This is a genomic window from Flavobacteriales bacterium, from assembly GCA_016704485.1.
In the GTDB taxonomy this organism is placed as follows: domain Bacteria; phylum Bacteroidota; class Bacteroidia; order Flavobacteriales_F; family PHOS-HE28; genus PHOS-HE28.
Window position 1 is genome coordinate 2,328,522 of the sequence record JADJAA010000001.1, and the last position, 13,228, is coordinate 2,341,749.

Genomic DNA, 13,228 nt, shown 5'->3' on the forward strand with positions numbered 1-13,228 from the left:
CACCAAACATGATCTACTACACAATGAAAAAATTGATCTCTTCCGCATTGATCCTATCGTTAGCGTTCACCGTACAAGCCGGTAACGAGCATGAACATGATCATGGAACTAATGCGACCATTACAGCGAACGTCCAACAGACATTCGTTCAGAATCTTGGACAATGGTCGGATAAGGTGCTTTACAGGACCGGTGTGAATGGTGCAATGATGTTCGTTGAACAGAACAGTTGGACATGGTCCAAGTTGGAGGACAGCGCTGCTGATCGGATGCACGATATCGCACTCTTATCGAATGAGGAACAAAATTCGCTGGTATTCAACGGACATGCATGGCGTATGCGTTTCGTTGATGGTCGTTCGGATAGGACCATAGGAACGGACAAGGGCGCACATTACGAGAACTTTTTCCTTGGCAATGATCGGTCCAAATGGAAAGGCCATGTGCCCGTTTTCGGTGGTCTGGTCCAGCAAAATGTTTGGCCAGGGATCGATGTCATGCTTTCCAAAGTGAACGGCAACTTCAAATACGATGTGGTTCTGGAACCAGGCGCGGACCATTCGAAAGTGGCCCTTACGTATGATGGATTGAACGCCATGAGCATTGGAAAAGAAGGGGAGTTGATCCTTACGACCACTGTTGGTGATGTTACCGAGTTGGCTCCGGTTGCTTTTTACGGCGACGAAAAAGGTGGAGCCATCCCTTGCTCATTCATTCTTGATGGAACTACCGTGAAGTTCAAATTTGATCAACCTGTGGACCCGTCGCGGACGATCGTGATAGATCCTGTGCTGATCGCAGGTACGTATTCCGGTGCAACAGGTGCCAGTAACTATGGGCATTGCGCAACCTTCGATAATGCGGGAAACATATTTACCGCTGGCCGCAATTTCGGGCCTACATATCCGGCAACGGTCGGTGCATTTCAGACCGCAATGGGAGGTGGTGGAACGGATATCAGTCTGAGCAAATATTCTCCCGACGGAAGTATCTTGATCTGGGCATCCTATCTGGGTGGTTCCGATGGTGAGAACCCACATAGTCTTGTTACGAATGCTGTTGGTGAATTGATCGTGCTGGGATCCACCAGTTCTTCAGATTTCCCTGTCACAGTCGGGGCTTTCGATAACACCAACGCTGATCTGGATATCAGTGTAACACATTTCTCGTTCGATGGATCGGCTTTGGAAGGCTCAACTTTCGTGGGTGGCTCTGGATCGGATGGTTACAATACCATGTACGCGAATTACGGAGAGGCCTATCGCGGTGAAGTGATCGTTGATCCTGTTGGCAATATTCTTGTTTCCAGCTTTTCCAGCTCCGCTGATTTTTCTACTACCGCCGGTGCTTTCCAAACATCGCTAGCAGGCGGTCAAGATGCCGTTATCGTCGTGTTGGATCCAACGTGTGGTCAAGTTCTTGCATCAACTTTCGTAGGTGGAACATCGGATGACAATGCCATGGGTCTTCGCATTGCCGCTAATGGCGAGATCCTAATTGCCGGTATTACCGAAAGCACTGATCTACCCATCCCGGCCGGCGGTTACCAAACAACTTATATCGGCGGCGATCGCGATGGGTATGTTATGCGTTTCAGCAGTGACCTGACCACGCAGATCGCTGGTACGTTTTTTGGAACTACCAACGGTGACGGAGCGTATTTCATCGATCTGGATAGCTCGGACGATGTATGGATCTATGGCCAAACGGATGGCACCGTTCCCGTTGCACCGGCCGGAACTTACGGGGCTACCGGTCAAGGGAATATCTTCATCGCTAAACTGCAAGCTGATCTGACGAGCGCTCCGATCACGACCATGATCCCTGGCGATGTTGCTCCGGTTGCATTCTTGGTGGATGTTTGCGATCACGTTTATATCTCAGGCTATAACTCAAGTGGTGCATTACCTGTTACGGGGGACGCTCTGTATAATACCGGTAGCTTCTATCTCGCTTCATTCGATGTTGGACTTTCGGATATTTTGTTCGGTACGCATTATGGTGGTAGCCACGTTGATGGTGGAACAAGCCGATTCGATAAGAACGGGATCGTATACCAGGGCGTCTGTAGCGGAGGTCAAAGCATGCAGTCCACCACGTGGGCATACGCCCCCGTAAATCAGGTTGGTTGGGATATCGCTGTATTCAAGATCGATTTCGAGACGGCAGGTGTGCAAGCCAATGTTTCTTCGGATGCCATTACGGGGTGCGTTCCGGCCACATTCAATCTCACGGCAACAGGGATCGCTCCTGAATTTATTTGGGACCTCGGAGACGGCTCACCCCAACAGACCGGCACTAACGTTACGGTTACCTATGATTCCGTGGGAACTTATCTCGTAACACTGATCGGGAATGACCCGAATTCCTGCAACATCGCCGATACGACCTATATCACATTGTATGTGTACGATCCTGCTTCGACACTTGCGGCATTCGAGGCAACTCCCCTAAGCACATGCGATGGTTATTTCCTTCAACTGAACAATACATCCATTGGTGCTAATCAATTCACTTGGACCTTTGGTGATGGGGCCACGTCCTCAGGAACAGCTCCGACCCATGAATATGCTGGGCCTGGTACGTATCAAGTTGGTCTGCTCGCCGTGGATGGCATCTGCATTTCAGCGGACTCCACAACGATGCCTGTTACGTTCACTACGCCATCATTGGCTTTTGACCCTGATTCACCCGGTTATCTGTGCCCGAACGGCACAACGCAGATCAGTGCTGGTACAGGGTTCGATACGTATTTGTGGGAAACGGGTTCATTGAATGCCACGATCACAGTGACTGAGGTCGGTAATTACACAGTGACCGTTACAGACGGGTTCTGCACGGCAACGGATTCCATTGATGTGTTCTTGGCCACACTGCCGCCTCCGATGGAGGATATCTTCATCTGTGGTGCGGATATTGGGTCCTTATCACCGAATTACGGTGTTTCGAACATCTTGTGGAATACCGGAAGTACAGAGGAGGCTATTCCAGTTGAAGGTGGAAATACCTACTCCTTCATCGCAACTGATCTGCAAGGATGTGCCGTTCTGGATACCATCGATGTATTCCACATTTCACCGATCCGCGCACATAATTTCATTCCGAACGTGTTCTCACCGAACGGCGATCAGAAGAACGATATTTTCGGGGTCGATGGGATCGGATTCCAGGATTTCAGAATGGAGGTCTACGATCGTTGGGGATTGAAGATGTACGAGACCACTTCGATCCAAAAAGGTTGGAACGGTGGAAAGGATAATGCCACGGAATCAGGAGTTCCCGATGGTACGTATTTCTATATCATCTCGTTCAAGGATCGTTGCGCCTCGGATGAATTCGCCGAGCATCATGGGCATGTGACTTTGGTGCGGTAGGGCATAATTGGATGGTTCTGGGTTTATCTGGTATCAGAGTAGATACGCGGGTAATAATGAAATATGTAGCTATGCATCGCTGGAAACTGAACATTGGTGAGCTACTTATGGATATTGCGATGTACATTTAGTATCTAATTTGGTTGGTTCTGATCATACCCCGATTTTTAGCGGAATAGTTGTAATGGGTAAAAAGAATTGAACACATGAATATCTCTCTCATTCGGTCGTGGTGTGTTATGTTTTTTGCAGGGTTGATCCTTTCTTCCAGTGCGAAGGACGGACATGAACACGACCCCGCCGACTCTCACGTCATTCAGGGACATGCAAGTACCGGTGTGAGTTTCATTGCTAACAAAGGCCAATGGCTTTCCAAAGTGCTATATCGAGCGGAAGTCAACGGGTTGGCGTTGTTCGCTGAGTTGGATGGCATAACATTCTCGAAACTTCAGGAAGACGCGGGAGATCTTTTGCACGAGGTACATTTGAATAGGACAAGTGATCAACCAACAGTGCATGGTCATGCTTGGAGAATGAAATTCGTGGGTGCGAACATCAACCCGAGACTGGAAGCGGGTCGAAGAAAACAACATCACTTGAATTATTTTCTAGGGAACGATCCGTCCAAATGGGCAGGGGAGGTCCCGTGTTTCTACGATATTGCCTATACCGATCTATGGCCCGAAGTCAATATGCATTGGTATTCCGAAGACGGTATGTACAAGTATGATATTCTGTTGGATGCCGGAGCGGATCATCATCAGATCGATCTAGCCTATGAAGGCCTGGATGGTATCCACTTGCGCAACGATGGTGCGCTAGTGCTTGGAACAAGCGTAGGAGAGGTGATCGAAATGAAACCGGTTGCATGGTATGCGGATGGTGCCAAGGAAAAGCTGGATTGCAACTTCGTGGTGAACGGAAACTCTGTTGGTTTCAGCTTCGGAGCAGAGGTGGATCATTCGCGGCCTATTGTGATCGATCCATTACTGTTGGCAAGTACACTCAGCGGAACAGGTGATATAGGTACTTCTGAAAATTATGGTCATGCCTCAACATTTGATGAACAGGGCCATATCTATACGGGAGCAAGATCGTTTGGGCAAGGATACCCAACTAACGTTGGTTCATTCCAGCTGAATTTCGGTGGTGGCTTTACCGATATTGTAATTAGTAAGCTCAGTGCAGATGGTTCTGCGCTGATGTATGCTACCTATTTGGGGGGTAATGATGATGACCTCCCGCATAGCATGGTGGTAAATGCCAATGAAGAACTTTTTGTTCTAGGTTCAAGCTCCTCATTCGATTACCCAGTTAGTATGGGTGCCTATGATACAAGTCTAAATGGACCAGGTTTTGGGATCACTGATATTGTAATTACCCACCTCAATTCCAATGGATCCGCTATCATCGGATCTACTTATCTCGGTGGTGCGGATATGGATGGGTTCAATCAGATCGCATATAATTACGGCGATAACTTCAGAGGTGAGATCGTTCTCGAAGCTGCCGGGAATTGTGTCGTTGCGGCTTCGACATCCTCCACGGATTTCCCTGTTACGCCAGGTGCCTTGCAGGCTGCCAACGCAGGGCAACAAGATGCCGTGCTGGTATCATTGGATCCTGCTTTAAGCATATTGCTGTTCAGTACGTATATTGGCGGCGCTGGTATGGATGCCGGATATGGACTTACGCCGGACGGTACCGGTGGCTATTTTGTATGCGGAGCCGCAGAAGGGCAAGGCTTCCCTATAACGCCAGGGGTATTCGCGCCAGCATATTCCGGTGGGGCCAATGATGCCTTCGTAGCCCATATTTCCGGAAATGGTTCTGTTATGGCCCAGTCCACTTTTTTCGGCACTACCTCACTCGATCAAGCATTTTTCGTGGATACGGACCAGGACGGTTTTGTCTATATCTACGGGGAAAGCGCCGGGACAATTCCCATCACTCCTGCAGGAACCTATGGTACACCAGGTGATGTTTTCGTTGCAAAACTTGAACCCGATCTTTCCGCAACACTCATTACCACGGAAATGGGCGACGGTACGGACCTTGCTCCCATAGCCTTTTTGGTGGATGTGTGTGGCCATATCTACATTTCTATGCATGCTGGACCTTATGCAATGGGGTTTGGCATGCCCATTACTGCGAATGCGTTACAAGCCACCGGCGGTTTTTACTTGGCCGCGTTCGACGCGGATCTGACCAGTCTCCTTTTCGGATCCTATTATGGAGGTGATGGCGATCATGTGGATGGTGGTACTAGCCGATTCGATAAGGATGGTATCGTGTATCAAGGAGTGTGTACTGACTTTGGTTTCAACACAACTGCCAACGCCTTCTCCAGTACCTATCCTTTTGGGTACGACATAGGCGTTTTTAAGATCGATTTTCAAGTAGCAGCTGTGAATGCCGCCGGAGGAAGCAATATCAATGAAGGGTGTGCCCCTGTTGAGATCGAATTCTCCAACACCAGTACCGGGGACCAATGGATCTGGGATTTCGGTGATGGTAGCCCCACCGTTTCCATATTTGAACCTACATATACCTACACCACTCAAGGTTCATATACCGTTATGCTTATTGCCTATGATTCGCTTACCTGTACCGTAGCCGATACAATTACTTTTCCAATAACGATCAATACGGCCCAGGTACTTACAGCAGGTTTTACGATCAGCCAAACCGTTGATTGTTCCGTCTTTCAAGTTCAAACCACCAACACGACCACAGGCTCTGGTGTTTCATTTCAATGGAATATGGGTGATGGTACTACTTACACCGATACCAATGTGGTACATAACTACGCGACCGCTGGTACGTATGACGTGCAGCTGATCGCCTACGACCCGGTAGGCTGTGCCCAACCGGATACGGTTGTTTCTACCATCGTAATAGCTGAACCCATTCTGTTGGAAGCCGCCTTCACTATTGAGCAACTTCCGGATTGTGATGATCTATTGGTTTCAACGACCAATACTTCGATAGGTAACGCTCCTGTGTACACATGGATCATGGGTGATGGTACTCAGCTGACAGGAACCGATATTACGCATGTGTTCTCCGGTGCTGGTACGTACACCGTTGAATTGATAGCTGTGGATAGCACCACGTGCAATATCGCCGATACGGTTTCGGTACAGGTGATCATTGATCCGTTGATCCAAATTGTCGCTGATTTCACTATCGATCAGGTCCTTGATTGTGAGGAATTGGTTGTGACTACTACAAATCTTAGTTCCGGATCCAATATGGCATTCGAGTGGAACATGAGCGACGGCACACAGTACAATGACACGAATGTGGTCCATACTTTTTCCGGACCGGGTACGTACGATATAACGTTGGTCATTACCGATCTATGGGGATGCGTACCGGACGTTACTTCCAACATCCAGGTGATCATCGATCCATTGGTTCCGGTAACTGCGGCTTTTACCGTTCAACAAACCGATAGCTGCACGTTACTGCTGGTTTCAACCACGAATTCCAGCATAGGTAATGTGAGTTATAATTGGGATATGGGCGACGGTACGATCTACGATACGTTCGAACCCACACATGCCTACGATGAGCCCGGAACATACACCGTTACCCTTTCAATTGCCGATCTTGATTGTGGACAAAGCGATGAATATTCCTTGCCAGTGACGTTGATCAATGATCTACCAACCAGTCTTGTTCCACAAGCAGTGATCTGCCTTGGTGAGACCACCGTGCTCGACGCCACTGCGGATGTTGACACTTATTCGTGGAACACTGGTGAAACCACACCGACCATCACCGTTGCAGAAGGGGGGATCTATTTTGTTGAAGTAGTTGCCGGAACATGTACGGGCCGTGATACCGTTGAAGTTCTACAAGCGGTGGAATTTGATCTTTCGGATTCATTGATCGCTTGTCCTCGTGCTGAGGTTCTTCTATCCATACCGATAGAGGGAACGGCCTATCAATGGGTAATGGGAGGGACCAATAGAACACAACTTGTGTACGGTGAAGGCGCTTACCCGTTTACGGTTTGGGATGAGCTCAACTGCCCACACCTGGATACGATAACCGTTCTGCCAAAAGACCCGGATGCGTTTTTATTCGCTCCTAATGCATTCACACCGGATGATGATGGAAGAAATGATACGTTCATAATTACAGGGTATGGTGAAGGGATTACCGAGCTGCTCATTTTTAACCGTTGGGGTGAGAAGATCTACGAAACCGGTTCACCGATCAGACCATGGGATGGTACATTCAAAGGCACTCCGGTAAAGAACGATGTGTACGTTTATCGCTTGGAATACAACGCCGAATGCACACCGACTGAGCAAGTGACCAAGTTGGGACACGTGATGGTGGTGCGATAACGCCTATATACCAAAGCAAGTCTAGTGCGATCACGCTAAGAACTGCGCCGTATACGATCCCTTCGCGGTTTTCAATTCCTCTGGTGTGCCTTCAAATACGAGTTGGCCACCGCCATCTCCGCCTTCAGGGCCGAGGTCTATTACGTGGTCCGCACATTTGATCACTTCGACATTATGCTCGATCACCAACACGCTGTGGCCGTTGCTGATCAGCATGTCGAATGCCTTCAACAATTTAGCGATGTCATGGAAATGCAGACCCGTTGTAGGTTCATCAAAAATGAAGAGCGTTGGTTTTTCATCCTGACCTTTCGCTAGGAAACTGGCCAGCTTGATACGTTGCGCCTCACCGCCCGAAAGCGTGCTGCTGCTCTGTCCCAACTTCACGTAACCTAGACCGGTTTCTTGCAACGGTAACAGCTTGTTCACAATGCGTGTACATGCGTTGGAGTTGCCATGTTCCTGGAAGAAGCCGATCGCATCATCCACGGTCATGTCGAGCAATTCAGCTACATCGGTAGCGGCGAATTTCACATCCAGGATCTCTTCCTTGAACCGCTTTCCATTGCACGCTTCACACTTCAGATTGATGTTCGCCATGAACTGCATTTCAATGTGTACTTCGCCTTCGCCTTGGCACACATCACACCGCCCGCCATCCACATTGAAACTGAAGTAGGCAGGCTTGTAACCGCGCATTTTCGCCACATCGATCTCACTATAAAGTGTGCGGATCTCATCCCATGCCTTCACATAGGTAACCGGATTACTGCGGCTACTGCGCCCGATCGGGTTCTGGTCGATCATTTCAACGGCCTTTAACCGCTTGATGTCACCCAACAATGCCTTGTGTTCGCCCGGACGTTCGCTGTATCCTTCCAACTCCCGCTTCAGAGCGGGGTAGAGGATGCGCTTTACCAAGGTCGTCTTGCCACTGCCACTTACCCCTGTGATCACGGTGAGCATGTTCAACGGAAAGGCCACATCGATGCCCTTCAAGTTGTGTTCACGTGCTCCGTTCAATATCAATTTGTCCTTAACGGGTCTTCGTTTGGTCGGGGTCGGAATTTGCTCACGGCCGGTCAGGTACTTCGCCGTTAGACCATCGCTTTTGATAAGGTCGGCATGGGTACCGGAGAAGACCACTTCACCTCCATGACTGCCGGCCATCGGGCCCATATCAATGATGTGATCGGCTGCACGCATGACCTCTTCATCATGTTCAACAACGATCACCGTGTTACCAAGGTCGCGTAATTTCTTCAGCACTTCGATCAACGCCAGTGTGTCCCGTGGGTGCAACCCGATGCTCGGTTCATCCAGAATATACATGCTTCCGACCAAGCTGCTACCAAGCGAAGTGGCCAGATCGATCCGCTGCGTTTCACCTCCACTCAACGTATTGCTGCGCCGTTCCAATGTGAGATACCCCACGCCAACTTCATTAAGATACTGAAGGCGATTCGTGATCTCCTTTAACAAGCGTGAGGCGATGCGTTGATCCTGTTCATTCAATTCTACCGTTCGGAAGAATTCGTAGCATTCGCGGATCGGCAAAGCCACCAGTTCCGTGATGTCCTTGCCGGCTACTTTTACGTAACGTGCTTCGGGTTTCAATCGCGAACCCTCGCAAAGCGGGCAGGTGGTCTTGCCCTTGTATCTACTACCGAGCACACGGTATTGGATCTTGTAGCTTTTCTCTTCAACATATTTGAAGAACCGATCGATCCCATTCACGCCTTTTCCTCCCTTCCAAAGCAGGTCCAACTGTTCCTTGGAAAGTTCATGGATCGGACGGTGGATCGGGAAATCATATGCTTCGCTGGCGACAATGAACTTCTCTTTCCACTCGCTCAATTTTTCCCCGCGCCAAGGTGCAACGGCCTCGTCGTACACGCTCAGGGTCTTGTTCGGTATCACCAGGTCCGCATCAATTCCGATCACATTGCCATATCCCTCACATTTCGGACAGGCCCCTACCGGATCATTGAAACTGAACAGGTTCGGAATAGGTTCCTCGAACGTGATCCCGTCCAGTTCGAATTTATCGCTGAAGCCCATTTGGCGCTGTTTGCCTTTGGCATCATCACCCAACAGGATCAATTCACCTTGGCCTTCGAAAAAGGCACCCTCTGCACTATCCGCAATGCGGCTTTCGCTTTCTTCATTGCCAGGGTCAACGGTCAATCGATCCAAGACCAGGAACCATGTGCCTGTGGGTTCCGTCTTGGCTTTCAGAAGATCCTCGATCCGGTGAACATCCGTTCCATCGTGAACACGTGCGAATCCTTGTTGTTGCAGAATATCGAGGTGTTCATGCAGTTTCCGACCCTCTGGCCTATGGATGGGGGACAGCATTAGCACTACACCGTCCTTTGGGTAGCTGTTAACGCCAGCCACCACATCTTCAATGGTATTCCGCTTCACTTCTTGGCCGCTTGCCGGGCTGATGGTGTGACCTGCTCGTGCGAAGAGCAGTTTCATATGGTCATATACCTCGGTGCTGGTTCCCACTGTACTACGCGGGTTGCTGGTCATCACCTTTTGCTCAATGGCAATGGCCGGGCTTATTCCGATGATGCGATCCACATCCGGCTTTTCCAGACGTCCCAAGAACTGACGTGCGTAGCTGCTGAGGCTCTCCACATAACGCCGTTGCCCTTCAGCATAGAGGGTATCGAACGCCAAGCTGCTCTTGCCACTACCGCTCAGACCGGTTACCACCACCAATTTGCCCCGCGGAATATCCACATTGATGTTCTTCAGGTTATGCACCCTTGCGCCTTGGACACGGATGAAACCATGTGCTTTCGGTCGCATAGGTGTCGAAGGGTTTTTTGCCGCTGTTGTGGTCTTTTCGATGGGATAGGGAGGATTGAGCGGCGCAAATTTAACCTTATGGATCCGGGTTGAAGTAGAAAATGAATAAGTAATAATGAGAGGTGATACAGATAGAAAGAATTAAAGAGAGATAGAAAGCACCGCAACCGCCAATACGCATCCTTAGCGTCGATCCTGTCATCCCGGCCTTGAGCCGGGAGGGTCGACCAGAGGTGAATATTACTTAGCGGTGCAAATGGAATTTTTATTTAGATCTCAAAATTCATGAATCCAGAAAGAAATCACTGCACCAGCGAACATGCATTGCCCTCAGGTGAACGAACTAGCGCTATGACCATAAAATAATGCTGAAGGAGCAAGGAACGTTAGCCCAAAAGCAGTTATCGGTTTGCCTTTTATGAGTTCAAGGCATTATCTTTGCCTATGTAAGGCTGAAAAACAATTTTTTTAAGGCACTACACAATATCCATATGACAGGCAACGTTCCTTGTACCGAATCACGTCTGTAAACCAATGACCAACACACCCACTGCACTTAGCAGAGGGTCATACACCAAAACCTAGACCAGATAGCAAGACCTCTACCCTCTACATTTTTCGATCCACAACGGACCAAAAAAGGGCAAGGCCATGCTATCAAAAAGTCAAAGGACCGCTACTGCGGAGGTGTCTACGGACCAACAACTTGTGCGTGCATATTTGGAGGGCAGTGAAGCCGCCTTCGAAACATTGCTGTTGCGCCACAAACGCAAAGTGTGGTCGCATGTGTACTTGCTTGTACGCGACCGTGAACTTACTGAGGATATCTTCCAAGAGGCATTCATCAAAGTGGTGAATACCCTGAAGAACGGTAAGTACAACGAGGAAGGTAAGTTCCTGCCTTGGGTCATTCGCATTGCCCACAACTTGGTGATCGACCACTTCCGCCGCAATAAGAAAATGAAACTTGTGCGTAGCAATGAGGACCATGATGTGTTTGCCACCATTGCACAACCCGGCAAGAACGTGGAGCAGCGCATGGTGAATGTGCAGATCGATGCGGATGTACGGAAGCTCATTGAATCACTCCCCGATGAACAAAGGGAGGTGGTTATCATGCGGACCTACTTGAGCATGAGTTTCAAAGAGATCTCCGAGCAAACGGACGTGAGCATCAATACGGCATTGGGTCGTATGCGTTATGCCCTGATCAATATGCGGAGAATGATCAAGGAAAGGGACCTGGTGCTCGAACGCGCATAGGTAGAAGTTAAGATTCCAAGGCGGCGGGCACAAATAGTGGGTCCGCCGCTATTTTTTTGTGGTACCCATGCAATACGCGGAACCGGGTCGGCGTTAGAGCATCATTGAAAGAAACTTAACCCTCTAGTTTATGGCCCACTCTACCCTTCGTAAGAAGAACTCGCGCAACACACCAAAGACCCCGAAGAACCACCTGAGTATGGGTCCACGCGCCAACACCATCCAACTTATTCTAGGCTACTCCCGCGCACTTCGCGTTGTCGATGCACCTCCAGTAGGAAAGATCGATATTGTGTTGAACTAGTTCTTGGCTTTACGCTTTTAGAATCATTAGTCGTATAAGCGACAAACGATTCTAAACGCACAGCAATGCCATTTACGTTCAACCAACAACCAAAGCAAGGGATTGCTACACCTTCGAACTCTTCCAGTTCATCTCCTTGAAGCCGATCATTCTCCCTTTAACGGGATCCCAAACCTTCAACCGAAGACACCGGATCATTTCACCAGGCATCAAAGAAGTCGTCTTCGCGTTCTTCAATTCCGGGATGGCCTTGTGTGCTTCTGGAAGGCGGTAGAATGGGATGCGAGCATTGAGGTGGTGTACATGGTGGAAACCGATGTTGCCAGTGAACCAATGCATGATCTTGCTCATACGCATGTAGCTGCTGCTCCCTAGTGCTGCATTCACGTAACTCCAACCTTCTTTATCGCTGAATGTTGCTGTTGGGAAGTTATGCTGTGCGTAGAACAAGTATGCGCCAAGACCAAGAGAAATAACAGCAGGAGCAATAAAGCCCAGCCAGAACGCCGTCCAGCCAAGGGTCAGAACGATCGTTGTGCCTACACCTACGTGCAATATCAAGGCAAGCAATGAGTCCCAGTGCTTTGCGCGATTGTTGATGAAAGAACGCACGCACATGCCGAACAGGAACACGAAAATGTATCCGAAGGCAATCGTGATCGGGTGGCGAATGAACAGGTAGACCGCACGTTCCTTTTTGGTGAAGGACTTGAACTTTTCCGTTGTAACGATAGGGTAGGATCCAATGCTACTGGTGTAGAGTTTACTGTTGTGTGTGTGGTGGTGGTCGTGGCTCCGTTTCCAGATGCTGGTAGGTGCCAGAATGTAGAGCCCAAAAAGCGTCATGAACGCATCGGCGATCTTCGATTTTTGCAGGATGGCCTTGTGTTGATGATCGTGATAGATGATGAACATCCGCGCGATCGTCAGTCCTGTAAGTACGCTCGCGATCGCTTTTAGCCAAATGGGTGTTGTTGGCCAAAATATGACGAAATAGAACGTTGCCATAAGCATGCTCGTACTTACCAAATGCCACCAGCTTTTCGCACGTATTTCCTGTGCGAATTGCTTCGTGGCAAGGATCAATTCCTTCTCCGTGCGCACTT

General features: G+C 49.2%; 6 protein-coding genes. 4 read left to right on the plus strand and 2 right to left on the minus strand.

Features of this window, described 5'->3' with window-relative positions; translation table 11 throughout:
* Window positions 1-8: 8 nt before the first annotated feature.
* Window positions 9-3,374 carry a gliding motility-associated C-terminal domain-containing protein gene (locus tag IPF95_09875; protein MBK6475000.1) on the plus strand — a complete coding sequence of 1,122 codons (3,366 nt, stop codon included), beginning with the start codon at window positions 9-11 and terminating at the stop codon, window positions 3,372-3,374.
* A 206-nt stretch (window positions 3,375-3,580) separates the two neighbouring features.
* Entirely contained in the window at window positions 3,581-7,735 is a 4,155-nt protein-coding gene (locus IPF95_09880) for a PKD domain-containing protein (GenBank protein MBK6475001.1), read from the plus strand.
* A gap of 30 nt (window positions 7,736-7,765) precedes the next feature.
* On the opposite strand, the gene uvrA is transcribed toward IPF95_09880, so the two are convergent.
* Window positions 7,766-10,555, minus strand: a complete 2,790-nt coding sequence (gene uvrA, locus IPF95_09885) for an excinuclease ABC subunit UvrA (GenBank protein MBK6475002.1) — start codon at window positions 10,553-10,555, stop codon at window positions 7,766-7,768.
* A 651-nt stretch (window positions 10,556-11,206) separates the two neighbouring features.
* Here uvrA and IPF95_09890 point away from each other — a divergent pair.
* Together IPF95_09890 and IPF95_09895 are read left to right on the plus strand one after the other, a co-directional pair.
* Complete coding sequence (locus tag IPF95_09890; protein MBK6475003.1) at window positions 11,207-11,818, plus strand: sigma-70 family RNA polymerase sigma factor; 612 nt, start codon at window positions 11,207-11,209, stop codon at window positions 11,816-11,818.
* Window positions 11,819-11,948: 130 nt separating this feature from the next.
* Entirely contained in the window at window positions 11,949-12,122 is a 174-nt protein-coding gene (locus IPF95_09895) for a hypothetical protein (protein ID MBK6475004.1), read from the plus strand.
* A 105-nt stretch (window positions 12,123-12,227) separates the two neighbouring features.
* On the opposite strand, the gene IPF95_09900 is transcribed toward IPF95_09895, so the two are convergent.
* Window positions 12,228-13,226 (minus strand): fatty acid desaturase, encoded by a 999-nt coding sequence (locus IPF95_09900; protein ID MBK6475005.1) that lies wholly within the window; start codon window positions 13,224-13,226, stop codon window positions 12,228-12,230.
* Window positions 13,227-13,228: the final 2 nt, after the last annotated feature.

Coding starts and splice junctions, on each gene's coding strand:
- IPF95_09880 (MBK6475001.1), top strand. CDS start 3,581: ATGAATATCTCTCTCATTCGGTCGTGGTGTGTTATGTTTTTTGCAGGG.
- uvrA (MBK6475002.1), bottom strand. CDS start 10,555: ATGCGACCGAAAGCACATGGTTTCATCCGTGTCCAAGGCGCAAGGGTG.
- IPF95_09895 (MBK6475004.1), top strand. CDS start 11,949: ATGGCCCACTCTACCCTTCGTAAGAAGAACTCGCGCAACACACCAAAG.
- IPF95_09890 (MBK6475003.1), top strand. CDS start 11,207: ATGCTATCAAAAAGTCAAAGGACCGCTACTGCGGAGGTGTCTACGGAC.
- IPF95_09875 (MBK6475000.1), top strand. CDS start 9: ATGATCTACTACACAATGAAAAAATTGATCTCTTCCGCATTGATCCTA.